The sequence below is a fragment of the Bradyrhizobium sp. CCBAU 11430 genome, assembly GCF_028128855.1.
Classification (GTDB): Bacteria; Pseudomonadota; Alphaproteobacteria; order Rhizobiales; family Xanthobacteraceae; genus Bradyrhizobium; species Bradyrhizobium ottawaense.
Window position 1 is genome coordinate 134,284 of record NZ_LBJV01000007.1, and the last position, 25,798, is coordinate 160,081.

The 25,798-nt window shown below is 63.9% G+C and carries 24 protein-coding genes; 17 read left to right on the plus strand and 7 right to left on the minus strand.

Annotation, left to right across the window (positions count from 1 at the left end; genetic code table 11):
• Nucleotides 1–1,293: 1,293 nt before the first annotated feature.
• Nucleotides 1,294–1,536, minus strand: coding sequence for a hypothetical protein (locus tag XI04_RS05420; protein WP_028142517.1), 243 nt, complete (start codon nt 1,534–1,536; stop codon nt 1,294–1,296).
• Between the two features lie 158 nt (nt 1,537–1,694).
• On the opposite strand from XI04_RS05420, the gene XI04_RS05425 reads away from it, so the two are divergent.
• The 4 genes from XI04_RS05425 to XI04_RS05440 all read left to right on the plus strand — a co-directional run bounded on the left by XI04_RS05425 (nt 1,695) and on the right by XI04_RS05440 (nt 4,240).
• Nucleotides 1,695–1,817: a hypothetical protein gene (locus tag XI04_RS05425; RefSeq protein WP_271608131.1), complete on the plus strand. Its 123-nt coding sequence runs from the start codon at nt 1,695–1,697 to the stop codon at nt 1,815–1,817.
• Between the two features lie 33 nt (nt 1,818–1,850).
• On the plus strand, nt 1,851–2,132 hold the full coding sequence (locus XI04_RS05430) for a hypothetical protein (protein ID WP_038947983.1): 282 nt from the start codon (nt 1,851–1,853) through the stop codon (nt 2,130–2,132).
• Between the two features lie 125 nt (nt 2,133–2,257).
• Nucleotides 2,258–3,253, plus strand: a complete 996-nt coding sequence (locus XI04_RS05435; protein WP_152103739.1) for a Bug family tripartite tricarboxylate transporter substrate binding protein — start codon at nt 2,258–2,260, stop codon at nt 3,251–3,253.
• Between the two features lie 531 nt (nt 3,254–3,784).
• A complete protein-coding gene (locus XI04_RS05440) occupies nt 3,785–4,240 on the plus strand; it encodes a potassium channel family protein (RefSeq protein WP_152103182.1) in 456 nt (151 codons plus the stop codon).
• 57 nt (nt 4,241–4,297) lie between these two features.
• Here XI04_RS05440 and XI04_RS05445 read toward each other — a convergent pair whose 3' ends face one another.
• Complete coding sequence (locus tag XI04_RS05445) at nt 4,298–4,981, minus strand: helix-turn-helix domain-containing protein (protein WP_028142521.1); 684 nt, start codon at nt 4,979–4,981, stop codon at nt 4,298–4,300.
• Between the two features lie 309 nt (nt 4,982–5,290).
• Here XI04_RS05445 and XI04_RS05450 point away from each other — a divergent pair, with 309 nt between their 5' ends.
• Entirely contained in the window at nt 5,291–5,914 is a 624-nt protein-coding gene (locus tag XI04_RS05450; RefSeq protein WP_028142522.1) for a response regulator transcription factor, read from the plus strand.
• A 197-nt stretch (nt 5,915–6,111) separates the two neighbouring features.
• Nucleotides 6,112–6,480, plus strand: a complete 369-nt coding sequence (locus tag XI04_RS05455; RefSeq protein ID WP_271608165.1) for a response regulator transcription factor — start codon at nt 6,112–6,114, stop codon at nt 6,478–6,480.
• 15 nt (nt 6,481–6,495) lie between these two features.
• On the opposite strand, the gene XI04_RS05460 is transcribed toward XI04_RS05455, so the two are convergent.
• Genes XI04_RS05460 through XI04_RS05470 form a run of 3 tightly spaced genes read right to left on the minus strand, consistent with a single transcriptional unit; the run spans nt 6,496 to nt 9,693 of the window.
• Nucleotides 6,496–7,080 carry an invasion associated locus B family protein gene (locus XI04_RS05460; protein WP_271608130.1) on the minus strand — a complete coding sequence of 195 codons (585 nt, stop codon included), beginning with the start codon at nt 7,078–7,080 and terminating at the stop codon, nt 6,496–6,498.
• 24 nt (nt 7,081–7,104) lie between these two features.
• Nucleotides 7,105–7,995 carry an alpha/beta hydrolase family protein gene (locus XI04_RS05465; protein ID WP_370156902.1) on the minus strand — a complete coding sequence of 297 codons (891 nt, stop codon included), beginning with the start codon at nt 7,993–7,995 and terminating at the stop codon, nt 7,105–7,107.
• 9 nt (nt 7,996–8,004) lie between these two features.
• Entirely contained in the window at nt 8,005–9,693 is a 1,689-nt protein-coding gene (locus XI04_RS05470) for an aspartate:alanine exchanger family transporter (protein ID WP_038947990.1), read from the minus strand.
• Nucleotides 9,694–9,829: 136 nt separating this feature from the next.
• Here XI04_RS05470 and XI04_RS05475 point away from each other — a divergent pair, with 136 nt between their 5' ends.
• The 5 genes from XI04_RS05475 to XI04_RS05495 all read left to right on the plus strand — a co-directional run bounded on the left by XI04_RS05475 (nt 9,830) and on the right by XI04_RS05495 (nt 17,320).
• Entirely contained in the window at nt 9,830–10,510 is a 681-nt protein-coding gene (locus XI04_RS05475; RefSeq protein ID WP_271595237.1) for a YoaK family protein, read from the plus strand.
• Nucleotides 10,507–12,210 (plus strand): SulP family inorganic anion transporter, encoded by a 1,704-nt coding sequence (locus XI04_RS05480; protein ID WP_271608129.1) that lies wholly within the window; start codon nt 10,507–10,509, stop codon nt 12,208–12,210. The genes XI04_RS05475 and XI04_RS05480 overlap by 4 nt, the downstream gene beginning before the upstream one ends.
• 182 nt (nt 12,211–12,392) lie before the next feature.
• Nucleotides 12,393–15,146 carry a decarboxylase gene (locus tag XI04_RS05485; RefSeq protein WP_038947992.1) on the plus strand — a complete coding sequence of 918 codons (2,754 nt, stop codon included), beginning with the start codon at nt 12,393–12,395 and terminating at the stop codon, nt 15,144–15,146.
• An 18-nt stretch (nt 15,147–15,164) separates the two neighbouring features.
• Nucleotides 15,165–16,865 carry an aspartate:alanine exchanger family transporter gene (locus XI04_RS05490; protein WP_028142530.1) on the plus strand — a complete coding sequence of 567 codons (1,701 nt, stop codon included), beginning with the start codon at nt 15,165–15,167 and terminating at the stop codon, nt 16,863–16,865.
• Nucleotides 16,866–16,885: 20 nt separating this feature from the next.
• Nucleotides 16,886–17,320, plus strand: coding sequence for a hypothetical protein (locus XI04_RS05495; protein WP_028142531.1), 435 nt, complete (start codon nt 16,886–16,888; stop codon nt 17,318–17,320).
• 44 nt (nt 17,321–17,364) lie between these two features.
• Here the strand turns inward: XI04_RS05495 and ppk2 are convergent, their stop codons facing one another.
• Both ppk2 and XI04_RS05505 read right to left on the minus strand, forming a co-directional pair.
• On the minus strand, nt 17,365–18,165 hold the full coding sequence (gene ppk2, locus XI04_RS05500; RefSeq protein WP_095426541.1) for a polyphosphate kinase 2: 801 nt from the start codon (nt 18,163–18,165) through the stop codon (nt 17,365–17,367).
• A gap of 40 nt (nt 18,166–18,205) precedes the next feature.
• Nucleotides 18,206–18,658 carry a hypothetical protein gene (locus XI04_RS05505; protein WP_028142533.1) on the minus strand — a complete coding sequence of 151 codons (453 nt, stop codon included), beginning with the start codon at nt 18,656–18,658 and terminating at the stop codon, nt 18,206–18,208.
• A gap of 163 nt (nt 18,659–18,821) precedes the next feature.
• Between XI04_RS05505 and XI04_RS05510 the strand changes: the two genes are divergently transcribed.
• The 6 genes from XI04_RS05510 (at nt 18,822) to XI04_RS05535 (ending at nt 25,701) form a co-directional block, all read left to right on the plus strand.
• On the plus strand, nt 18,822–19,238 hold the full coding sequence (locus XI04_RS05510) for a hypothetical protein (RefSeq protein WP_038970507.1): 417 nt from the start codon (nt 18,822–18,824) through the stop codon (nt 19,236–19,238).
• Nucleotides 19,231–20,463 carry an HlyD family secretion protein gene (locus XI04_RS05515; RefSeq protein ID WP_028142535.1) on the plus strand — a complete coding sequence of 411 codons (1,233 nt, stop codon included), beginning with the start codon at nt 19,231–19,233 and terminating at the stop codon, nt 20,461–20,463. Before XI04_RS05510 ends, XI04_RS05515 begins: the two co-directional genes overlap by 8 nt.
• 88 nt (nt 20,464–20,551) lie before the next feature.
• Complete coding sequence (locus XI04_RS05520; protein ID WP_038970471.1) at nt 20,552–22,444, plus strand: sensor histidine kinase; 1,893 nt, start codon at nt 20,552–20,554, stop codon at nt 22,442–22,444.
• Between the two features lie 194 nt (nt 22,445–22,638).
• Nucleotides 22,639–24,333 carry a DUF3300 domain-containing protein gene (locus tag XI04_RS05525; protein WP_271608128.1) on the plus strand — a complete coding sequence of 565 codons (1,695 nt, stop codon included), beginning with the start codon at nt 22,639–22,641 and terminating at the stop codon, nt 24,331–24,333.
• The gene (locus XI04_RS05530) at nt 24,330–25,241 is read left to right on the plus strand and encodes a DUF2950 domain-containing protein (RefSeq protein WP_271608127.1); all 912 of its coding nucleotides are present in this window, start codon (nt 24,330–24,332) and stop codon (nt 25,239–25,241) included. Before XI04_RS05525 ends, XI04_RS05530 begins: the two co-directional genes overlap by 4 nt.
• Nucleotides 25,225–25,701 (plus strand): hypothetical protein, encoded by a 477-nt coding sequence (locus tag XI04_RS05535; protein ID WP_152103178.1) that lies wholly within the window; start codon nt 25,225–25,227, stop codon nt 25,699–25,701. Before XI04_RS05530 ends, XI04_RS05535 begins: the two co-directional genes overlap by 17 nt.
• The last annotated feature ends 97 nt before the right edge of the window (nt 25,702–25,798 follow it).

Here is a 25,798-nt window from a genome sequence, read left to right on the forward strand (position 1 = left end):
AACGACCGGGAGCACGGCAATGAGTCTTCCAACCGTGCCGGGGGCTGTCGTCATCTCGCCGCTCAACAGCCCTGGCCCGTTTTCCGCAACGACCGAGCCCGGCGCACCCGATACGACGCTGGCGCCGGTTCCGCTCGCCTCTAATCCGACGACGCCGGGTACGGTTGTTGTCTGCGCGCCGCCGTCGAATTCTCCGGCATTGGCGCCGGCGATACCGGTCGTGTCGAGCACGGGCCTGCCGATGCCGGGCAGTGTGGCTCCAGTACTTCCGGTCATGGGGCAGATCAGCAGCTCCACGGGGACAATTCCTGCGGCTGCGCCCGCGGGCGCGGGAACGACAGTCACCTGCAGTTCAACGCCTGGAGGGCAGACGACGAGTGCTGCGTCTCTGCCGCTCTCGATCCCGCAAGTGCCGGCCAATCCGGTGCCTGGGACGATCCTGGAGGACACCAGCGGGGCCGGCGGGACTGGCATTGATCCAAATGCCGTCGTGCCTAGTCCGAACAGCTCCGCCTGCATGGAAGGGGTTTCGATGAACCTGGCGTGGCCTGCGACAGTGTTACCGGCCAATGCGTCGGGTGCCGCGCCAACGCCGGGAGTGTCGCCGATCCCGCCGACGGGATGCTGACGGAAGCCGTGCCGCGTCGAACTGCTGGGTCGCGGCAGTCTTCTTCCTTGAGGCCGGCACTTCGCTGGGCGGCGGCAGCGACGTAGCGAACGATTCGATATGTGTCGATCCCGGAAGGAAGAATGGCAGCATCAGGGAAAGTTGCCATTCTTCCTTCCATCCGTGAGGCAGACAAGCCTCCTGACCGCGTGACGATCCCTTCAGCTCAGCGCCGGCAGTTGCCTTGTGCCGAGGGGGCGTCGTCCAGCGCGCGCAATCAGTAGCCGGATGTCGGCTCGCAGGGCGGACGGCGCCATGGCGCGGATGCGTAGGCGCCGACGTCCGGAGCCCTCACGCAGCCGCGCTTGGCAGTGACCGGAATACGTTGCGTCGAGGCGTAGGCGTCGACATTCGTCCGCCGCGCGTTCGTATTGCCTTCGCGAGCCATCGCGGGGGAGGCAACCATGGCTGCGGCGATCAAGCCGGCGGAAAAGAGTTTCAGCGTAGTCTTGCAGGTCTCCTTGACAAAGCGACGCCGGGAACGCCTCGGCTCGCCGGCCAGACATGTGGATGCGAACGACGATCATTTTCGTCTTTGCATGAAGTCATGGTCACGCATGGATGCCGGGGATTTCAGCAAAGGACTGTCGCTTCCGATCGGTCGCGCCCGAGACATCGTTCTTGTCTCATTGGCGCCAGTGGTGGTCATGAACGTGAACCGCGCCGAACACGGGGGCGGCGCCGCCGGGACGTTCGAGCCCCATGCGTCCCGCCGGAGTCAACGCGCCGCCATTCAGCACGTCGCGATCGGGATACATCGAGGCAAAGGCAGCGGGCTCCTGGTCGGCGAAGGACCAGGCCGCGGACGCCGACGATGCCGTCGCTGTTGAAATCAGTGTCGCGGCAATCAGGATCTTGAATGCACTCATAGCGCTTCTCCATTTCTTGGTGTGCGCGGAGAGTCGCTTGGCGATGATCGCTGCTCGGCTGGTGGCGTTTCCGGAAGTGTGTTCTATACCAAGCCATATAAGCAGCGCGGTCAGCAAAGCTCGCTGGACATGCATCACTCTTGCGAGACGATGATCGAATGTCAGCGATGGCCGCGCCGTCGATGATTGCTAGTGCGCCGTCGAAACGGAGTTCTGTCACCGATGTCATGATTGATCGCGCGATCGTGCATGGTCAGTTTGCGCGCGGCGTCCAGTTCTAGATGACAAGTCATGCAACATGTGGAGTGTGGACCATGAGACAGCTTTCGTTTCTCTGCATCGTTGCCTGCCTTGCTCTCTCAGGCGCGGCGTCCGCGCGTGGCGGCATTGGTTCGCACATGTCCATGACGAGCGGCGGGGCGCTCGGCTCGAGTGCCGCCGTGCCGGGGACGAACTCGCTCGGCACGGCGCTGCCATCGTCCGAGAGCGGTCATCGCGCGACGAAGGGGCCGTTGCTCGGCACGGACCCGACAATCGACAAGGACGACGCCCAACTCGAGAAGATGCTCGAAGGATCGATCTGCCGCGGCTGCTGAGGACGCGAATAGCGATGGTGCGGCGCTTTGTCGCCTGCACAGTGCAGGGCAGCGATCTCCCCGAGCGGATTTTCAAGGACCTTCATTCGTGTAAGATGACCGCGACGGTCCTGAATACGCAGAAGATGTCCCTCCTTTCACGCCGAGAACTGCTCGATACGGCGACGCGTATCATGGCGCTGGCCGCATGGCCCGGCTGTGCAGCCGCCGACGACTATCCCTCCCGTCCCATCAGGCTGATCATTCCCTATACGGCTGGTGCCGCCGGTGATCAGATCGGCCGTCCCTGGGCCGACAGGATCACCTCGCTGCTGGGGCCGATCTATGTCGAGAATATCGGCGGCGCCGGCGGTGCGATCGGCTCCGCCGCGGTGGCGCAGAGCGCACCCGACGGCTATTCGCTTCTGCTCGGCAATGGCAGCACCCAGGTGATGATTCCGTTGTCCTCCGCGCAGCCTGCCTACGACACGGTTCGCGATTTCCGCGCCGTCTATCGCCTGATCACCAGCACGCTGGCATTCGCGGTTCATCCTTCCTTGCCTGTGAAGGACCTGCGAGAGCTGGCAGCTTTTGCGAAAGCCAATCCGGGCAGGCTGTCCTATGGCACTCCGGGGGTGGGCACCGGCAATCATCTCATCGGCGAGATGTTCAGGCAGCAATCCGGTGTTGCAGCGGACCTTGTCCACGTTCCTTATCGAGGCATGGGCCCCGCCACCAACGACCTCGTCAGTGGCCAGATCTCGTCGGTCATTGCCGTGGTCTCGAGCCAGATCCTGCAATTGCACCATGCGGGCAAGCTGCGGCTGATCGCCGTGACGAGCGATCGGCGGCTGAGCGGCGCGCCGGACATTCCGACGGTGATCGAATCCGGCATGCCGGGCCTCAGATATGCCGGCTGGTTCGGCTTGTTCGCTCCAAGAGCGACCCCGGATGTGATCGTGGAGCGGATCGCTGCTGCGACCCGTACTGCGATGGCAGATCCACGGTTGCAGGAAAGCTATCGTTCGCAAGGTCTGGAGCCGGACGTCGATTCAGGTCCCGACCAGTTTCAGCACCTGGTCGCGGACGAGCTGGCCCGACTGGCTCCCATCATTAGGTTGATCGGGCTCAAGCGCGACTGAGATCACGCCGGGCTCGTTTGCTAACGTCATAATGATGGTTTTGGAGCACTCGTTCGATATGAACCCGAATCGCGTGTCGCTCGGTGTCGATCCAGCCATGCTGGCGGGCCTTGGCCGCCATCTCCGCTAGCGCTGATCGAGCGTTGGTAGAGAGACATGCGGCTCGTCCGCCTCTATGAGGGCACCAGCCAGATTCACCAGCTCAACATCGCGCGTCTCGCAATCAAAGAGCCGTAAGGCTCAGTCGCCCCGGTAATTTTCCGCCGACTTGACCAACCCCGTCCGTCCTGTCGCAACTCTCGCCGGCCGGATCGGCACTGGCGATCTCCCGGCCGTAGGAGCAGCATTGACTTAAGTCAACCGCTGCCATGGCCGATTGGCGCGAGTGTGGCATGCTCGCTAACGTCAATTTCCAGGCCTTCGCCGTAGCCGACGAGGGAAAACGCGACGGCGCGTCGACGGGCGGACCTTTGGCATCGTTTGACGGGGACGTAAGACGTCCCGGGGTAAATTGAGGGCGGGTGGGTTGCCATGATGCTACAGTTCCTCGCCGGCACGCTGGTCAGCATGATCAATATCGGACTCCACGCGCTCGTAACGGTCGTCGCCGTCGGGATCGCGCGCAGCGCGGGTTTGCGTCACTCCAAGCGACCGAAATTGCACCTGATGGGCGTCATGATCGCGACCGCCGTGGTGTTGAAGGTCGCGCACATGCTGGAAATCCTGATGTGGGCTGCGACCTACGGCATCGTCCAGGCTGCCGCCGCCGACACTGACCTGCTCTACTTCGCTTTCGTCAACTACACCACGCTCGGTTATGGCGACATCACGCCGGTGCGCGAATGGCGGCTGATCGGCCCGTTCACCGCCATGAATGGCGTGCTGTTGTTCGGCTGGTCCGCCGCCATTCTTTTCGAGGTATTGCGCAAGACGCTCGAGCATCTTGGACTGACTGAAGCGCCTGGCCCAGTTTCACGCCAGCCATGAAGGGCGCGGCGAACGGCGCCCCGGATCTCCGGCAACCGCGACCGATGTTTCGCCAGTTCAAGGATGCAGATCGAGGCTGGCGAGCTGGTTCCGGTCGAGCAACACGATCTGCCGTTGGGTGTTGCCGATGAACCCGAGGATGCCGAGCTCGTGCAGGCGCGACAGAGCGCGCGAGACGGTCTCCAGCGTCAAGCCGAGATAGTCGGCAATATCGCGTCGCGACATCGGGAGCGCGATGACGCCCGCCGCCGTCAGCCGCTTGTCCATCTCGAGCAGGAACGCCGCGACCCGCTCCAGCGAGGTCTTGCGGCCGAGCAACAGCATGTGGTCTTCCGCGTGCTGGAGATTGTTCGTGGTCATGCTGAGCAGGTTTCTGGCCACCATGGCATCGCTCTCGGCCACTGATTCAAGACTTTGTCGCTTGATCAGGCGCACCGTGGTGTCGACGACCGCTTCCGTCGTAAATCGATGCTCCCCGCCGTTCTCGAGCCCAAAGATGTCGCCGATGAGGTGGAATGCGCCGATCTGCCGGCGACCATCCGACAACAGCTTGTAGCTTCGCACCGCGCCCGCCTTGACCTGATAGACATATTTGGCGGGCTCTTTCTCGCCGTAAATCTCGGTGCCTTTTCTGTACGAAAATTCGCTTAAACTGACGAGCGCATTTGAATCGCTGGTCATGCCGAGGTCACGGAGGGAATTGGGACGCAGTGCGGAATCGGTTGTGATGCGAACAAACATGGGCCAGGTCCTCAGCTCATCGCCGAATTTGGTCCGTCCGACGAAGGATTTTCGCTACTGGGAATGCGCCGCGCTGTTCCGCTCCCGCCGGGTTGATTTACGCCCAAGGCGGTATTTCAATCCATTGTCCCTAGGTTCATTGTACCAAGGGACACCCCCCGGCGCTTGGTGCGCGGAATGAGAAAGCGCTGTCGCTGCGGGGATTTGGCCCATTGCAAGCAGATATTTCGGTTCTCAAACTGTTGAAGACGACTTTGTCGAGCGAGAGGACGTCAATGGTCCTCGCTGGAACTGGCCGAGAGGTTGAAGGTGTCGGGTCTCGTTCACGTGGTTGATGACGACGAGTCCTTTCGGACCGCGATCGCACGGCGTCTGAAGCTCGCCGGCTATGAGGTCGCGACCTATGCGTCGGCACTGGAGTTGGAGGAGTCCGCGCTGGATCCCGAGCAGGCCGGATGCATTCTGCTTGACGTGCGCATACCAGGATTGAGCGGCCCCGATTTGCAGGCGCGATTGATCGCGTCCGGCTCGACGCTGCCGATCATCTTCCTGACGGGGCATGCAGACACGCCGACCACCGTGCGGGCGATCAAGGCGGGTGCGGAAGACTTCCTGACCAAGCCGATATCCTCCGAGCAGTTGATCGATGCGATCGAGCGCGCTCTGGCAGGTCAGCGGACGGCGCGCGTCCAGCGCAGCAAGCTGGAGACGTTTCGTACCCATCTGGCCACGCTGACGCATCGCGAGCGACAGGTGTTCAATCTCATCGTGCGCGGCCGGATCAACAAGCAGATTGCGCATGAACTCGGGACGACCGAACGCACCGTGAAAGCACACCGCCATCAGGTCATGGAGAAGATGCAGGTACATTCGCTTGCGGAGCTCGTTTCGATCGCGGAACGGCTCGGAATGCTCGGTACGAACGAGGATTAGCTGCTTCTTCACCGCAAGCCCGGTTCGCACGGTGTGATTGCCCCAAAGGACAGTATCGAGGCGTGTTGACAGTGCACGGCGAGGCGTGCGCAATGATGCACGGGCGCCGGGGTCGGCAACGCAGAGCAAGCGGATGCAGTATCCCACCGCCGTTGCAGCGCTCTCAGTTCGTTCATCTCCTGGAAAGGCAGATCGCCTTGCCGCTATGCCGGTCCGTTTTTGTCGTCGATGACGATCCGTCCATGCGGACCAGCCTGAACAGGTTGCTGCGCGGCCACGGTTTCGACGCCACGCTATTCGAGTCCGCGGGGGCCTTGCTCCAACACGACAAATTCCACACCGCGATCTGCATCGTCCTCGACATCGATCTTGGTGGAAAATCCGGCATCGACGTGCGGCGAAGCTTGGCCGAGCAGGGCGTCACCGCGCCAGTGATCTACATCACCGGCAACGACAGCCCGGCGAACCGCGCTGCGGCGCTTGGGTCCGGCTGCCTCGCCTATCTGACCAAGCCCTTCACGGCGGAGTCGCTGATCGGATCCATTGAACGCGCCGGCATCTCCTGAGATCAACTCGCCCCGTCATTCGTCGATATCCTGCTCCAGCGTCCTGGCTGGCGTCCCCTTGCGGACGGTGGCGAACTGCGCCAGGGGAATTGTAGTCGTCATGGCGAGAAGGTTCGAATCGACCAGTTCAAGCGTCAGGGTCTTGCCGGACTCCATCTCCCTGATGATCTTCGGCGCCGCCACATCGGCAGCGATGCACAGATTGGTGAGACACCAGGTATAGGGCAGGCGGAAGGGCGCGCCCTGGTCGACGCTCAACCTCGGCGACTGTTGCAGGTACATGCCGACAGGCACGAACAGTTGCAGCCGGGCCGCGGCGGCGTCTTCGCGTTCGATCAGATCGACGCGCACCGCCGTCTGTCCGGTCGCGAACTGGCCGGTGATCGAGGTCCGGCACAGTGTGGGCGCGCCGCCTGCCTTGAAGCAGAGCTTCTGCCAACCGCCGTAGCTGATGTCCTTTGCTTCACGCTGACCACGTGTGGCGACTTCGGCCGGCCTCTCGGCCTGGGCACCCTTCGGTGCGGCATGGCCGGGCGCCGCCGTGGCGGCGGCGATGGCGATAAGCAGGAGACTGGCAAGGCCGTCACGGGCATTGGTCATGATTGGGCCTCCGGATCTGGGCATCTATTTCAGCGCGTCGAGGAACGTCGTTACCAGTGGCGACCAGAGCGGGATGGCATCCCTCGAGCCGATGAAGAAATGGCCCTCATTGCCGAACGGCGGCATCAGGTGATACTCGGCCCGGCCGCCGGCGACGGTGAAGGCCGTATGCATGCGCTTCGACAGGTCCGGCCCGAAGAAGGTGTCGTTCTCGATATAGATCCACAGCATCGGCACACGCGATGTGCGGCCGAAATCCGCGGTGGCCTCAACCAGTCTGTCGGGGGCGCAGTTGTTGTTCGGCTTGCCGCCGACGCGTCCACCACGGCCCGCAGCGAAGGTGATGATGGCCTTCACCTGCGGCGGGTTCATGCTCGACAAGGCGATCGAGGCCCAGCCACCGGCGGACTGCCCGATCACGATCACGTCCTTGGGGATGATGCGCTTCTCGGCGGCCAGATAGTCGATGATATCGAGGTCGACCTTGGCGACCGCGAGCCCGGCGTCGTGGAAATTGGGATTGCTGCACTTGCCGATCTTGGAGAAGAACGGTCCGTAGACCGCGCGCTCGGGAATGTCGATGGCGGCTGCGCCATAGCCGGAGCCGACCGGCGCCACCACGAGGTAGCCGCGCCTTGCGAACCATTGGGCGGCGTCGCGGAATTCGACCAGCGGAAAGAAGCTGCGGTCGATCGGGTTGAGCGAGACGCCGTGGTTCATGATCACGAGCGGGAAGGGGCCGTCGCCGACGGGACGCACCAGATAGGCGAACATCGGAAGCGCTAGTGGCAGCGCCCAGATCTCTTCCTGGATGCGGAGGTCATCCTCCGCGCGCGCGGCCGCGGCGAAGGCGGCCCACGCGAACAAGATGGCCGCGAAACATCCCAGCACCGATCTGGCCGGTCGCCGCATCATGGGTCTCCGTCATCCGCTGTAGGTTGCCGCGACGATGATCGGCCCGAGCACCGTGAGCACCACGTTTCCGACCGCATATGGCACGGCGACGCCAAGGACCGGCGTCTGGCTCTCGGCCACCTCGCACGCGCCGGTCACCGCGGCATCCACGGTCATGGCGCCGGCCAGTGCGCCGCAGGTCACGACCGGGTTCATGCGCAGCACATAGAAGGCAAACAGCGTCGCGACGATCAGCGGCACGAGCGTGATGACAAGACCCATGCCGACCAGAAGCAGCCCGTGGGCCTGGATCGCGGCCCAGGCCGCGGCGCCGTTGCCGAGCCCGATCGCCGCGATGAAGCCGCCGAGTCCGAGATCGCTCAGGGTCTGTTGCGCCGCCGGCGGCAATGCGCCCATGGTCGGCTTGCGCGACCGCAGCCAGCCGCAGACGAGGCCCGCGATCAGCGCGCCGCCGCCACCGCCGAGCGTGAGCGCGACGCCGCCGATCCTGAAGCTGACGAGCCCCGCGAGCAGGCCGGCCGCAATGCCGGCGGCAAGAAAGGCGATGTCGGCGCGATCACCCGACCGCAGGATCTGGCCGATGGCCTTTGCCGCACGTTCGATGTTGCGCGTGCTGCCGACCAGCGTCATGACATCGCCGACATAGATCCGTGTGTCCGCGCTCAAGGGAACCTCGCGGCCCATGCGGGTGAGGGCGCGTAGAAAGACGCCCCGGGCGTCGGTGCCGACACGCGTTGCGATCTCCTGGATCGAGCGGCCGTGGAGATGGCGATTGTCCACGAGCACCTCCAGCACGTTGCCCGGGACGGCCTTCAAGATTTCGTCGGCGTCGATCTCGGTGCCGATGATCGGCTTGGCGGCGACGATGACCGCGGTGCGGCCGGCGATGACGATGTCGTCGCCGGCCTCGAGCTCGGTCTCCAAATGTGGCTCGATGTCCGAGCCTTGGCGGACGATGCGCTCGACCACCGTGCGGCTTCCGATTTCCTCCTCGATCGACTTGACCGTGCGCCCGGCGCCCGCGGTCACGCGATAGGCGCGGGCCTGGAACTTGCGATAAGAGAGGTTTTCGGTTTTGGGCGGTTCGCCGCCGGCAAGCTCCGCCTCGAGCTTCTTTGCCTCGGCCTTCAGGTCGATCCGCATCAATTTCGGCGCGACGAAGGGGACGAACAGCAGCGTCAGGATATAGCCGAGCACATAGGTCACGGCGTAGCCCGCCGCGATGTTCGCCTCCTGCTGGCTCAGCACATCCTTGGACAGGCCGAGCTGGGCCAGTGCGCCCGAGGCGGTGCCGATGACCGACGATTGCGTCAAGGCTCCGGCCGCAATCCCCGAAGCGGTGCCGGGATCGAGCCGGAAGCCGTGGGCAAACAACAGGACGACGACCAGACCAGTGCCGCCCAGCACCAGCGCCATGGCGACCTGCGCGAGCGTGCGGACGCTCAAGGAGGCGAAGAACTCGGGCCCGGACCGGTAGCCGATCGTGAACACGAACAGGCTGAACAGGATCACGCGGAGCAGCGGCGGAAACGCAAAACTGCCGAGCTGTCCGAGCAGCACGGAAACGATCAGGATGCAGGCCGTGGTCCCGACGGCGAAGCCGCGGATCCGGACTCGGCCCAGGATCGTGCCGATGGCGACGGCCAGCAGCAGAAAGATTTCGGGAGCGGTGGAGATGATCCACCTGACGGTATCCATGTCGCATCTCCCCATGCGCTTTGCCGTGATCTCAGTCGGGAAATCGCGGGCGTTGCTTGATCCAGATCAAGCCCTGCGAGCGGCAAGGCACCGCCTATCGGACGATGCGGAATTCGCGACAGTCGGCATCGTCAACATGAGCGCTCTCGACCTCGCAGCCGGCGCGATCCGCCGCGACGAAACGGTGGAGATCGTTCTGCTGCTCGCGTTCGCGGGCGGCTATATCGACGCCTATACCTGGATCATCCACGGCGTGATGGCGAATGCCCAGACGGCCAACCTGATCTTCCTCTGGGTTTATGCGACGGCTGGCGACTGGACGAAGGCGCTTCACTTCGTGCCGCCGCTTCTCGCCTTTGCGGCCGGTATCGTGATTGCCGCATGGCTGCGCCGCGTAGCGGGCGAGCGGGCCAGCGCAATCAGCACCCTGCTCGAGATATTGCTGCTGATCGCGATCAGCATCCTGCACAACAGGCTGCCGGATCTGGCTGGAACGCTCGGCATCTCGTTCGTCGCCGCGATGCAGACCGCGATCTTCACCAGGGTCGAAGGCGTTGTTTGCAGCACGGTGATGGTCACGGGCAACATGCGCCAGGCGATCGAGACGGTCTTCGAGGCCGCCGCCGGAGGCGCGCCGCTCGGCACGCTGCGCCGCTCGGGCATCTTCTTCGCCTTGTGTGCGGTGTTCGGCTTGGGCGCCGCGGTGGGCGCCTTCGCCACCAAGGCTATTCCGGATCTCGCGCTCGGCATTCCCGTGGTCGCGCTGTTGGTCGTCTTGCTGCGCTGCGAAGCCTCGCATCAGAGGGCCGTCCAATGAGCGCGCCGTCCGAACCTGGATGGATACGGTCGTTCCCGCCGGCCGGCTGGCTTGGCGCCTACCGGCGAGAGTGGTTTTCCTCCGACGCCGTCGCCGGCGTCACGCTGGCTGCTTACGCCATCCCGGTTTCGCTCGCCTATGCCGCGCTGGCCGGCCTGCCGCCTCAGATCGGCGTTTACGGCTATATGCTCGGCGGCATCGGCTATGCGTTGCTCGGCTCGTCCCGGCAACTTGCGATCGGGCCGACCTCGGCGATCTCCCTGATGATCGCGGGGACCGTCGGCGCGCTGGCCGGAGGCGATGCGATCCGCTATGCGCAGATCGCAAGCCTTGCGGCCTTTGCAGTGGCGGTGCTGTGCTTCATCGCGTGGTTGTTCAAGCTGAGCGTGCTGGTCCGCCTCGTCAGCGACAGCATCCTGGTCGGCTTCAAGGCGGGCGCCGGGCTCACCATCATCATGAGCCAGCTGCCGAGCCTGCTCGGCGTTGCCGGCGGCGGCCACAATTTCTTCGACCGCGCCATCAAGCTGGCCGGCCAGCTCGGGACCGTCAACCTGCTCGTGCTCGCCGTCGGCGCGGTCGCGCTGCTGCTCCTCCTGTTCGGCGAACGGCTGCTGCCGGGCAAACCGGTCGGCATCACCATCGTCGCGCTCGCGATCGGGACGGCGACGCTGCTCGGCCTGCCGGCGTTCGGCGTGCCCGTCACCGGGAAGATACCGGAAGGTCTGCCGGCCCTCGGCATTCCGACGCTCGGCCTGCTGGACTTCGACGATCTCTTCCCGCTCGCCGCAGGGTGTATCCTGCTGGCCTATATCGAGGGCGTTTCGGCCGCCCGCAGCTTCGCCGCCAAGCACGGCTATCCCCTCGATGTCCGGCAGGAGTTCCTGGGGCTGGGGGCAGCGAACCTCGTCGTTGCCTTCGGCCATGGCTATCCGGTTGCCGGCGGGCTGTCGCAATCGGCCGTCAATGACAGCGCCGGCGCACGGACGCCGCTCGCTTTGGTGATCTGCTCGGTGACGCTCGGGCTGTGCCTTCTGTTCTTCACGGGACTCTTGACCAACCTGCCCAAGGCCGTGCTTGCAGCCATCGTCTTTGCCGCCGTCTACAAGCTCGTCGACGTCCGCGCGCTGGTGCGGATGTGGCAGGTCAGCCGGATCGATTTCTACGCCGCAACGATTGCGCTGGTCTCCGTGCTATTGCTCGGAATCCTGCAAGGCGTGCTGCTGGCGTCGATCGCTTCGATCTTTTTGCTGCTGGCCCGGGCCTCGCGGCCAAACGTCGCGTTCCTCGGCCGCTTGCCCGGCAGCGGCCGTTATTCGGACAGTTCAAGGCACGCAGACGTCGAGCCGCTGATCGGCGTCATCGCGTTCCGGCCCGAAGCCTCGCTGCTCTACATCAACGCCGAGACGATCCTCGATACCGTCCTGATCGCGCTTCGGCGCGCGCCCGGGATCCGGCTGGTGGTCTGCGACCTCTCGGCTTCGCCCTATATCGATCTCGCCGGCGCGGGCATGCTGCACGACCTCTACGACGAGCTCGCCGCGCGAAAGGTCATTTTCTCCATCGTCGGCGCACACGCGCAGCTCCGCGACCTCTTGCGGGCGGAAGGGCTGGCGGAGAGGACGGATAGCAGCCAGTGGCTGCGATCGCTCGACAGCGTCCTCGGCGACGAGCAGGCCGTGACGGCGCAGCGGACGGCCTGAGCGGGCGTGTTGCAATGCGAATGACCGCTGCGGCCGACGGTCTCGCCAGAATGCGCCCGACCGTTGACTTGGATCAATGGAGCCACCGGCGCCGAACTCACGATCACGCTCATCTTCGCCCAATTGGCATCAAATGACCATCGAGTGACCATCAAGGCACCGCCGAGGATCGGGAGAGACACATGTCCAAGGACACCAAGCCGGCGCAAAAGCGCATCGATCAGTTCTTCTCCGGGCCCGGCGCGCGGGCGGATGACTGGCGCGACCTCGTGGAGGCCGCGAAGGCGTGGGCTCGGGTCGGCAATCGCGCGGTCTACGATACGGCACTGGCCGATCTTGCGGTGACGGAGGAGTTTTACGGCTATCCTGGCCTGCACCTGATGGCGGCACTGCGGGAAGCGGCCTCAGCAGGCGATGGGGCAACGTCGCTGGCCCTTGCGACGCGGATTACCCAGGCACTTGCGACGCGGTCTTTCCGGCAGCATGCCGGCGACTGGAGCGCGAAGGATGATGGTAATGGCGACGCGCCCGAGCTGGTGCCACCGACGTTCGGTGCGCATACGGCACGCCGGCCCTATTTCGAAACCCTGATCGTGACCGGCGTGTCGTCAAGTCAGTGGCCGGCGCTCGCCGCCGAATGGCGCAAGTTGCGGCGTCCAATCGATGGCTTCATCTATGAGCCCGTCGTCGTCGGCAGCCTGGAAGACGCATTCTGCGCGACCATGCTCAATCCCAATATCGCGGCCGTCATCATCAACGAAGGCTTCGGGCTGCGCTCGCGCCACAATGCACCCGTGCTGCGCTCGATCACGGCTTCGGCCGGCCTCAACGACGAGTCCGACGCCTCCGCGCTCCGGCTCGCCCAAATCATCAAGCGCGTCCGACCCGAGCTCGACCTCTACATGATCTCGAACCGCGACGTCGAGGAGTTGGCTGGAAACCCTGAAGCCAACGTCGTTCGCCGCATCTTCTACTCCGTCGAGGAGCTCCTCGAGCTGCATCTGTCCATCCTCGAAGGCATTCAGGATCGCTACGACACCCCGTTCTTCGACAATCTGAAGAAATATGCGCAGCGTCCGATCGGCACGTTCCATGCGTTGCCGATCGCCCGCGGAAAGTCGATCTTCAAGTCCGACTGGATCCGCGACATGGGCGAATTCTACGGGCCGAACCTGTTCCTGGCCGAGAGCAGCGCCACCACGGGCGGCCTCGACAGCATGCTGGAGCCGACCGGCAACATCAAGAAGGCGCAGGAGAAAGCGGCGAGGGCGCTCGGCGCTGACCGCGTCTTCTTCGTCACCAACGGCACCTCGACATCGAACAAGATGGCGGTGCAGGCGCTGCTCGCGCCGGGCGACATCGCGATCGTCGATCGCAACTGCCACAAGTCGCACCACTATGGAATGGTTCTGGCCGGTGCGCAGCCGCTTTACGTCGAAGCCTTCCCGATGACGGAATACTCGATGTACGGCGCGGTGCCGCTGAAGACGATCAAGCAGGCGCTGCTCGGCGCCAGGGCCGACGGCCGGCTCGACCGCGTCAAGATGATCGACCTCACCAACTGCACCTTCGACGGCCACATCTACAACACCCGCCGGGTGATGGAGGAATGTCTCGCTATCAAGCCGGACCTGATCTTCCTCTGGGACGAGGCCTGGTTCGGCTTCGCGCGCTTCTCGCCGTTCCTGCGCCGCCGCACCGCCATGGGGGCGGCGAACGAGATCGAGGCGTGGATGCACGACCCGAAGTCGGTCGCGACCTATGAGAAGCAGCAGGCCGAACTCGGCAAGAGCCCGTCGGACGAGATGCTGCTCAAGACCCGGCTGATTCCCGATCCCAGGCAGATCCGGCTGCGGGTCTACCAGACCAACTCGACCCACAAGTCGATGTCGGCGATCCGCCAGGGCTCCATGCTCTCGGTCAAGGACGTCGAATTCCACACGGTCGAACAGCAGTTCAAGGAGGCCGTGTTCACCCACGCTTCCACCAGCCCGAACCAGCAACTCATCGCCAGCCTCGATATATCGCGGCGGCAGATGGAACTGGAAGGTTACGGCCTCGTGGCCAATGCGATGGAGATCGCGCTTGCCATTCGCCAGGCGGTCAACAACAACCCGCTGATCTCGAAATATTTCCGCATCCTCGGCGCCGACGCCATGGTGCCTGCCCAGTATCGCCAGAGCGGCTTTACCGATTATCTCGCCGCGGGCGTGAATTGGGTCAACACCCTCAAGAGCCTGGACGAGGACGAGTTCTGCCTCGATCCGACCCGCATGACGTTGGTGTGCGGCATGGCCGGTTATGACGGCACCCAGTTCAAGGGTATCCTCGCCAATGAGTACAACATCCAGGTCAACAAGACCTCGCGCAACTCGGTCCTGGTCCAGTCCAACATCAACAACACCCGCAGCGACGTCGCGCATCTCATCCGCGTCCTCGCCGACATCGCGGGCGAGGTCGATCGCGGGTTGGCGCAGGGCGGTGCCAATGCGAGGAAGACCTTCGAAGCACGGGTCAAGAGCCTGATGACCGACGTGCCTGATCTGCCCAACTTCTCGCATTTCCACCCGAGCTTCCGCGGCGATGCCGGCAGCAAGACCAATGAAGGCGACATTCGCAGCGGCTTTTACGCGGCCTACGACGTGGCGGGTTGCGAGCACATCCGCCTCAATGATCCCGAGATCGATCGCCGGCTCAAGTCGGGACCAGAGCTCGTCTCGGCCAATTTCGTGATCCCGTATCCGCCGGGCTTCCCGATCATGGTGCCCGGTCAGGTCATCACGCAGGAGACCATCGACTTCATGCGCAAGCTCGATGTGAAGGAGATCCACGGCTACGACGCCAAGGAAGGGCTGAAGCTCGTGCGGTCCGAAGCCCTGGCGAAGATCGGACGTCCAAAGCCCAGTGCACAGCCCAAGCTCAAGGCTGCGTCATAAGTCTTGGAGGGGACCAACATGCAGGCGTTTTTCACCTTCCTGCAGCAGAATCCGTACCTGCTGCTGTTCTTTGTCGTCGGCCTCGCCGTCTATATCGGTCGGGCCAGCATCAAGGGGTATGGCCTCGGCATGGTTGCCGGCGCCATCGTGGTCGGCGCCGGCGTCTCGGTGTGGGCGTCGACCTACGGCGTGAAGCTCGAGCTGAACAATTTCGCCAAGAGTCTGTTCTACTATCTCTTCATGTATGGCGTCGGGTTGCGTGTCGGGCCGTCCTTCATCAACAGCCTGAAGGGCGACGGCCTGAAGTTCTGCATCCTCGCGGTGGTATCGAGCGTTATCGGGCTCGCGCTAGTGGTGATCGGCGCCAAGATGTTCTCTCTCCCGCCAGGCGCAGCCGGCGGCATGTTGGCGGGATCGCAGACCATGTCGGCGGCGATCGGCTCGGCCGAGCAGGCCATCACGTCGGGCGTCGTCAAGCTGCCCGAGGGAATGAAGCCTGAGGATGCCTCAGGCATGATCGCGCTGTCCTACGGCATCACCTACATCTGGGGCACCGTCGGCATCATCCTGATCTGCAAATACCTGCCGCGCTGGTGGGGCGTCGATGCCAAGGCCGCCGCGAAGCAGTACGAGCGGGAATTCGGCGTCAAGGATCTCGAAGGCGGCGGCCTGACCGGCTATCGCCAGTTCGGTTTGCGGGCCTACCGGCTGGAGAACCCGGCGACGGTCGGTATGAGCATCGCGAAGTTCCGCTCGATAAATCCGGAATACCGGATCGTCAACGTCGGGCGGAACGGCGAGCCGCAAGGCGCGGATGCCGACCTCGTGCTGCAGAAGGGCGACATCGTCGCCCTCGGCGGCTCGACCGAGCACCTCACCGAGAAGATGGGCCTGATCGGTCCGGAGGTCTCGGATGCCAAGACACTCGGCATTCCCATGGACCAGGCGGACATCCTCATCACCAACAAGGAGATGGTGGGGCGCACCTTCGAGTCCTTCCGTGACACCGCGATCGCCGGCCAGCTGCAGGTCACCAAGGTCGAGCGCGGCGGTGTGCAGATTCCGGCCGGTCTCAAAACCAAGCTGGAGCGGATGGACATCGTCTCCGTGGTCGGCTTGAAGTCTGCCGTCAACGAGCTCGGCGAGATGTGGGGCCGGATCGCCCGGTCCAACACCTCGACCGATCTGCTGACGTTGGCGGTCGGGATGATCATCGGCTTCCTGATCGGCAAGATCGAATTCCCGGCGTTCGGTGCCAAGATCGGCCTCGGCAACGCGGGCGGTCTGTTGCTGTCGGGTGTGATCGTGTCGTCGGTCGTGTCGCGTCTGCGCTTCTTCGGCAACACGCCGAACGCGGCGCGCAACGTGCTGGAGGATCTCGGCCTCGTGGTCTTCGTCGCCATCGTTGGCGTCAATGCCGGCGCGGGGCTGCTGTCGCAGCTCACGGGTGCAGTCGCCTTGAAGATATTCCTCGTCGGCTTCATTGCCTGCACGATCCCGCCGTTCATCGTCTGGGCGATCGGCTTCCACGTCTTCAAGATCAACCCGGCCGTGCTGATGGGCGGCGTTGCCGGCGCGCGGTCGCACTCCGGTCCGTGCCGTGAGGCCGCGGTCGAGATCCAGAGTTCCGTGCCGTGGATCGGATTCCCGGTCGGCTATGCCGTCTCGGGCATCTTGCTCACCGTGTTCGGCTACTTCGCAATGATCCTTGCGCAATGATCAAAAGGGGGAAGAAAGTCATGAAGACACTTGCCGTTGGCGTCGCCCTGGTTGCCTCGATTGCGGCCCTGACCGGTCTCAGCACGCCGTCGCGTGCCGAGACCGGCGAGGTCGCCGTCGTCTTCACCAAGGGCGGCTTCATCGTCGGCGTCGGGGGCGGCGAGGGCGTTCTGCTCCTCCGGGGCAAGAAATATCCCTTCACCGTCTCCGGCATGAGCGTTGGCCTCACGGTCGGGGCATCGACGACCAAGTTCGTCGGCCGGGCGCTCAATCTGAAGGGACCAGCATCCATCGAAGGCTCTTACGCCGTGGGCGGAGCGGGCGGAGCCGTGGCCGCGGGCGCCGGTGCCGTTCAGCTGCAGAACGCCAACGGCGTGATCCTCCAGCTCAGCGGTCCGAGGGTCGGCGCGGAAGTATCGGCGGCGGTCGGCGGCGTCACGATCCGCCTCAAGTGATCCAGACGAGACGACGGGCTGCGGCAGCGCAGCCCGCTCGCGTCTCAATATCGCTCGGCGACGAAATTCATCCCCTTCAGGCTGGTCTGGTCGTTGTAGCGTCCCTTGTCGGAACGCTTCGGCAGCTTGATCTTGTCCTTCTTGATGCGCTTGTAGGGGATGCCGCCCAGAAGGTGAGCGATGCAGTTCAGCCGCGCCTTCCGCTTGTCGTCGGAGCGGATGATATACCAGGGTGCGTCCTTCGTGCTCGTCTTCTTCAGCATCAGGTCGCGCGCCCGCGAATAGTCGTACCACCGCCGATAGGATTCCAGATCCATCGGGCTGAGCTTCCATTGCCGGACGGGATCGTCAATGCGGGCATTGAAGCGGCGCTCCTGCTCGTCCATGCCGACCTCGAGCCAGATCTTGATCAGGATGATGCCGCCGTCGATGACGTATTTCTCCATCTGCGGACACAGCGAGAGGAAGCGCTCGTGCTCGGCGGGAGTGCAGAAGCCCATGACATATTCGACGCCCGCGCGGTTGTACCAGCTCCGGTCGAAGATCACGATCTCGCCGCCGGCCGGAAATTTCTCCATGTAGCGCTGGAAGAACATTTGCGTCTTCTCGCGATCTGACGGCGCGGGCAGGGCGACCACACGAAACACGCGCGGGCTGACCTTCTCGGTAATCGCCTTGATCGTGCCGCCCTTGCCGGCTGCGTCCCGGCCTTCGAACAGCACGATGACCCGGAGCTTATTCTCCCGCACGTAGTCCTGGAGGTGACACAGCTCGACCTGGAGCTTCCCCAGCTCCTTCTCATAGTCCTTCCGCTTCATCTTCTCCGCGGTCCCGTCCTTGGCCATGCCGGTCCTCTCGCTGCTGCGCTCGTCGTCGTCCGGAGGATCAATCGTCCCAGGAAATGGTCACGCCGATATCGCCCGGCACACCGCCGGGGAAATCGATGATCTGGTAGGCGATGCGATAGCCGCGCGGCTTCAGATAATCGGTCCAGAGCTGGAAGATCTCCTTGGGGATGCCGGTCAGCGTGGTCTCCCAGCCCTTTTCCATCTGGTTGATGGCGCGCCCCTTGTCGGTGCAAAGCGAGTTGGGGAAGCGATAGACCAGCACCTCCGTCAGGCCGTTTCGCACCGCACGCTGGATGATGGTCGAGGCGAGTTTGATCTTCTCCTCCTCGCTCTTGCCGGAGGGTTTGCTGAGCCGCTCGATCAGCGCGCGCTTCTCGGCTTCGACCGCGGCGGCGAGGCGGACATACTCCTCGGCCTTCTCGGCCTCCTTGAGAGCGGCTTCCTTCCGAATCTGAGCGGCGTTGGGGATGAGATCGTCGAGGCCGGGCATGGCTGGCGGCTCCTGGTGGTTATCCAATCAGCATCCAGGAAACGCTAGGTCCGGCGGAGGATGTTCCCTTGATTCAAATCAAGCAAACCGCGGCCAGCCCGAACACAATATCGCACATGCGCATTTGATCGGGAGAGACGCCTTGAGCGACCAGCTTCATCCGATGGCTCCGCACCATCTGCCGTTTTATCTGGCGCCGGGGAGCGGGACTGATACGCTGATGGTCGTGATGGGGCTGTTCCTGATCGGCACCGTGCTCTGGGTCGGTACGCTCTATTGGAAGCTGCACAGCCTGCCCGAGCGGATGGCGCACAAATCGCAAAAACTGCAGTTCGAGTTCGTCGCGGTGCTCGGCCTGATCTCGTTGTTCACGCATATGCACATCTTCTGGGTCGCAGGCCTCCTGCTCGCGTTGATCGATCTTCCCGATTTCGGCACGCCGCTGCGCAGCATCGCCGGGTCGGTCGAGAAGATTGCAGAGGCAGCGCCTGCCGCCGGTGGCGAAGAGATCCGGACAGAGGCCGCGACGCCTCCCGAACAGAAGCCGGAAGCCGCAAAGAAGGAGCACAGCCATGTTTGAGCTGATGTTCTGCTCGCTGCTGACGATCCTGCCGGACTATCTTTACCGCCGCTACGCCCAGGGCAAGCGTTTCGGCAAGGAGATCACCTTCTTCTCGATCTGGTACGAGTTGCGCTGGGGCATCACCGGCTGCCTGATGCTGACGGTGTCGCTGATCACCATGATCTTCTATTTCCATCCGACGACGTCATCGGCGACGCTCTATTTCCGCACTGTGCCGATCCTGCCGGAAGGCTCCGGCCGCGTTGCCGAGGTCAAGGTCGGCTTCAGCGCGCCGGTGAAGAAGGGCGACGTGCTGTTCACGCTCGACGCATCGAAACAGCAGGCCGCGTTCGAAACCGCCAAGCGGAAGGTCGCGGAGGTCGATGCCGCCATGCAGACGGCGCAGGCCGACGTGGTCAAGGCCGAGGCACAGATCGGGGAAGCGAAGGCGAACTACCAGCAGGCCAAGGACGAGCTCGAGGTCAAGACCGAGCTGCAGCGCCGCAATCCGGGCATCGTCCCGCAGCGTGATATCGACAAGCTCCAGGTTTTGGTCGATCAACGTCAGTCCGGGATCGATGCCGCGACTGCCGCGAAGCAATCCGTATCGATGCAGATCTCCATCCTGCTGCCGGCGCAGAAGGCCAGCGCGGAGGCCGCGCTCGACCAGGCCCAGGTAGATATCGACAAGACCTTCGTCCGCGCCGGTGTCGATGGGCGGGTCGAGCAATTCCTGATCCGTCCCGGCGACGTCGTCAATCAACTCATGCGGCCCGCAGGCGTTCTCATCCCGGAGGGGGCCGGCCGCAAGGTGCTCCAGGCCGGGTTCGGCCAGATCGAGGCACAGGTGATGAAAGAGGGCATGGTGGCGGAAGCGACCTGCATCTCCAGGCCATGGGTGATCATCCCCATGGTGATCACGTCAGTCCAGGACTACATCGCTGCCGGACAATTCCGATCCGGGGAGCAATTGGTCGATCCGCAGAACGCAGTCCGCCCCGGCACCATCCTGGTGTTCCTGGAGCCGCTTTACAAGGGTGGCATCGATGGCGTGACGCCGGGCAGTAGCTGCGTCGTCAATGCCTACACCAGCAACCACGAGGAAATCTCGGCCAAGGGGACTTCGACCAGCCGGAAGATCGCGCTGCATGTCGTCGACGGCGTCGGCCTGGTGCATGCCCTGCTGCTGCGCATCCAGGCGCTCCTGCTGCCGATCCAGACGCTGGTGCTGAGCGGGCATTGAGCTGTGAAGCCGCCCCGGGCCTGTCGCAGCGGTACAATTCCCGCTAGAATTGCCGCGACAGCAGTTGCTGGAGCTGCAAGGATGGAGCATGAGCGGGCCCACGTCCATCTCCAAGGTCAGGCCGAGGGCCGTGGCGGCGCTACTCTGTCTCGCGCTGCTTTTCACCGTGTGCCTGTCAGCCGGGCGAGTTGGTGCAGTCGAGCGGAGCCTCCGCGGCGAGCTGAAGCGCGTCCTGATATTGCATTCTTTCGGCCGTGATTTTCGGCCGTGGAGCGAGTATGCGCGCGATATCAAGGCCAAGCTCGAACGGCAATCGCCCTGGCCGCTCGACATCCAGGAGCACGCGCTGCTCACCGCGCGCTTCAATAATCCTGGTCCCGAGGCGCCTTTCGTCGACTATCTGCAGTCGCTGTACCACGGAGCGATGCCCGACATCGTATTGAGCATCGGCGCGCCGGCGGCCCGGTTTGCGCAGAAATACCGCGGAAGACTGTTCCCTGATGTGCCATTGATTTTCTCCGCGGTCGAGCATCGGCTGATCAATCGCGCCGATCTCAGCGACAACGACGTCGTCGTGGCGATCCGCAACGATTTCATGGCCGCGTTCGGCAACATCCTTCAGGTTCTGCCGGACACCAAGTCGATTGCGGTCGTGATCGGCGCATCGCCGCTCGAGAAGTTCTGGGTAGAGGAGGTGAAGCGGGAACTGCAACCTTTGGGAGAAGGGATTGAGCTGGTCTGGTACTCGGACCTGTCATTCGAGGAAATCCTGAAACGCGCATCAAGGCTGCCGCCGCACACCGCGCTGTTCTGGGGACTGATGTCGGTCGATGCGGCCGGGGTCGTCCACGAGAGCGACATCGCCTTGCGCAGCCTGTACGCGGCCGCGAATGCCCCGATCTTCTCCTACCAGGAGCCGTTCTTCGGTGACGGCACCGTCGGGGGACCGATGCATATGATCGCGGAAACGAGCTCCCGGACCGTCAGTGCCGCGATTGGCATTCTCGGCGGCGCGAAACCAGCGAGCATCAGTTACGATCCGATCGGATTCGCCGCGCCGAGATATGATTGGCGCCAATTGCAGCACTGGGGCATCAGCGAGAGCCGTTTGCCTCCCGGCAGCGAAATCGTGTTTCGCGAACAGAGCATCTGGGAGCGCTATCGTTGGCAGATGCTGCTGATCGCGTCCGTGATTCTGGTGCAGGCCGGCCTGATCAGCGGGATGCTGCATGAGCGGCGTCGGCGCCAGGTCGCCGAAGTCGAGTCACGCCAGCGTCTGGCCGAGCTCGCTCACGCCAACCGCTATTCGGCCGTTGGCGAGTTGACCACGTCGATCGCCCATGAGCTGAACCAGCCGCTCGGCTCCATCCTGACCAACGCCGAGACCGCGGAGCTCATGCTCAAGGCCGCTTCGCCCGACATCGACGAGATCCGGCAGATCCTCGCGGACATCAGGCGTGATGATCAGCGGGCGAGCGAAGTCATCCGCAGGCTACGCAGTATTCTGAAAAAGACACCGTTCGAGGTCAAGGACATCGAGCTCAACGATATGGTCCGCGAAGCGATCGGCCTTGTGCGGGCTGTCGCCGGCGGACGCCGGATCACATTGATCTACACGCCCGCTTTGGCTGACCTGCATGTCAGAGGTGATCCGATCCAGCTTCAGCAGGTCGTTCTCAACCTCGTCATCAACGCGATGGATGCGATCTTCGACGCCGATCCCGGAAAGCGCCAGGTCAACGTCTCGACCCAGCGCGTCGGCAATGCAGCGGAGATCCGGGTCTCCGATACTGGTCCCGGGATTGCCGCCTCCGACCTCGCCGACGTGTTCGATCCGTTCTTCACGACCAAGCCTCAGGGCATGGGCATGGGGCTCGCGATCGCCAAAACCATCATCGAGGCCCATCACGGCACGATCGCCGCGGCGAACCAGCCTGCGGGCGGGGCGCTGTTCACGATCCAGCTTCCGATCATCCGCTGACAGACGATGTAGCGAGCCGCCAATGCCCCTGGACTGAGGGCGCCGCGCCGGCTCCGGATGGATGCCGGGCTGGTTGAATGACAGTTTGCTCTCGCGCTGCAGCAGCCACGAGGGCCTCGTTTCGTTGATCTCGATCAACAAACGTCTGCTCCCCGGCCCGATCGTCCCACCCTGGAAGTGCAAGGGAGGATGCAATGTTTCGCTGCGGCAAGACCCTGATGGCGCTTGCGCTCGTCATGGCGACATCGTTCGCCGCAACGGCGCAAACCAACACGACGCCTGCGGCCCCGTCTCCGCAAGCGCAGCCGGCTCCTCCGCCTGCGCCGACCGCCGAGCTTCTGAAGCCGGAGCAGCTCGAGGCCCTGGTAGCGCCGATCGCGCTCTATCCGGACGAGCTTCTTGCCAATGTGCTCGCCGCCTCAACCTATCCGTTGGAGGTGGTGCAGGCCGACCGCTGGCTGAAGGAGCGCAAGACCCTGAAGGGCGATGCGCTGAAGACGGAGGTCGAGAAGCAGGCCTGGGACGACAGCGTCAAGGCGCTGGCCAGCACCGCCGATGTGTTGACCATGATGAGCGACCAGCTCGAATGGACCAAGAAGCTCGGTGATGCCTTTCTCGCCCAGCAGCCCGACGTGATGGATGCGATCCAGCGCCTGCGCAACAAGGCCTATGACAACAGGAAGCTGGTCACGACCAAGCAGCAGAAGGTCAGTGTCCAGTCGCAGGAAGGCAAGCAGGTCGTCGTGATCCAGCAGGCCGACCCCTCGGCGATGTACGTGCCATATTACGATCCGGCGACGGTCTATGGCAGCTGGCCCTATGCGGAGTATCCGCCGTATTATTGGGGCTACCCGTCCTATATCGGTGCCGGCGTGGTCGCGGCCGGCCTCGCCTTCGGCACCGCCTGGGCGATCGGGCGCTGGGGCAATTACTGGGGCGGCGGCTGCAATTGGGGCAACCGCAACGTCTACGTCAATCATCGCACCACCAACATCGGTAACGGCTGGCAGCACAATCCGGCGCATCGCCAGGGCGTGCGCTATAACAACAGCAATGTTCAGCAGCGCTTTGGCAACAACAACCTGAAGGCGGGCGTGTCGGATCGGATGGATTTCCGAGGTCGTGACGGCAATCAGGTGCTGCGACCCAATCAGGGCGCAGGAGATCGGACAGGCGATCGTGCAGGAGATCGCGCGGGAGATCGCGCGGGTGATCGTGCGGGCGATCGTGCTGGTGATCGAGCCGGCGATCGAGCGGGTGACCGTGCCGGCAATCGCGGCGATCGGCCGGGCGGTGGTGATCGCGCTGGTGCCGGGGATCGTGCCAAGGGCGGAGGCGACCGGGCCAAGGGTGGCGGCGATCGTGCGAAGGCCGCCAGCCGCCCCAGCGGCGGTGCGGCCAACCGCGGCGGTGGCGGCAATCGCGGCGGCGCGATGAACGTCTCCTCCGGCCGGTCGGCAGCCGCAGCATCTGCGCGCGGAAGATCCAGCATGGCGAGCATGCCGCGCGGTGGTGGCGGCGGACCAAGCATGGCTGGCCGCGGCGGAGGTGGCGGAATGGCGATGCGCGGCGGCGGAGGTGGCTTTGGTGGTGGCGGCCGCGGAGGCGGCGGCGGTGGCCGGCGTTCCGACATCGCACTGAAGCACGATGTCGTCCTGCTCGGCCATCTCGCAAGCGGCCTCGGCTACTACCGCTTCAGCTATATCGGCAGCGACAAGAGCTATGTCGGCGTGATGGCGCAGGAGGTCGAGCGGGTGGCGCCCGATGCTGTCACGCGCGGCAGCGATGGCTATCTGCGGGTCTACTACGACAAGCTCGGATTGAGATTCCGATCCTACGGTGACTGGCTCGCCAATGGCGCGAAGATCCCTGCGGAGGACTTGCCATGACCGGCTTGAAGTTGCTTCGTCGCGCCGCTCTGCCGGGCATCGTGGCACTGGCTCTCGTCACCACGGCCCGAGCCCAGCAATCTTATCCGACGCCGGAGGATGCCGCCTCGGCACTCGCGGCGGCGGCCAGGAGCGGTCCTCGTGACGTTCTGAAAGTGCTCGGAAGGGCGGGTGATGACATCGTCTCGTCGGGCGACGAAGTCGCCGACGCCGATATCCGCGCCCGCTTCGTCTCGATGTACGACGCCAAGCACTCGGTCAAGGCGGAGGGCAACAAGAGGGCGACGCTGGTGCTCGGGCCTGACGATTTCCCGTTCCCGATTCCCCTCGTCAACACCAAGGCAGGCTGGGAGTTCGACACTGACGAGGGACGGATCGAAGTGCTGCGCCGCCGCATCGGCCGTAACGAGCTCGACGCGATCCAGACCGCGCTCGCCTATGTCGACGCGCAGAATGAATATGCCGACAAGGATCGCGGCGAGGGCGCCGGCATCTACGCACAGCGCTTCCTCTCGACGTCAGGCAAGAAGGACGGTCTGTTCTGGCGCGACGACAGTGACCCCAGTCCGCTCGGTCCCCTCGTCGCGGAGGCTTCAGCCGAGGGCTACAAGCCGGGCGAAAGGCTCGCGCCCTATCACGGCTATTACTTCCGCATCCTGAAGGGGCAAGGTTCCGACGCGCCCGGCGGCGCGCTCAATTATGTCGTCAAGGGCAAGATGATCGGCGGCTTCGGGCTGATCGCCTGGCCCGCCGAGTACGGCAATTCCGGTGTGATGACGTTCGTGGTGAACCATGCCGGCACCGTTTACGAGAAGGATTTGGGGACGAGAACCGAATTCATCGCGCCGCGCACGACCTTGTTCGATCCCGACCAGACTTGGAAGAAAGTCGATGCCGCAAAGCCTTGAACGGATCATGGCATCGCCGCTGCGCCTATGTCGCCTGATTGCGATGATGGTGCTGGTGCTGGTGATGGGCTTCGCAGTGCCGGCTACGCCGTCATTCGCGCAAGCCGCCGGTCACGTGCGTGCCAAGATCGTCAAGGCGGGTCTCCTTGTCGGCGGTGGCGCTGGAAGCGGTGTGCTGACCTATCGGGGCAATAAGTATCCCTTCAAAATTACGGGCATGAGCTTCGGCATCACCGCCGGCGCGACGATCGGCCGGCTCGACGGCTGGGCCTCGGGTATCCGCGAGGTCGGCGACTTCGCCGGCACCTACAGCTCCGTCGGCGGCGGCTTCGCTTTGGTTGGAGGCATCAGCGGCGTCCACCTGCGCAACGAGAAGGGGGTGACGATCGTGATGCAGGGGCCGAAAGCGGGCCTGGAGCTTGCGGCCAACATCAGCCAGATCATGATTTCGCTGAGATAGAGCGTGTCAGCGGCAGATGTCGTCGCGATAAAGGCCACGGCAACGAAGTGATGATGCCGAGGCGTTCCTGACGAGCGCACTCCGAGCAAGCCTTCCC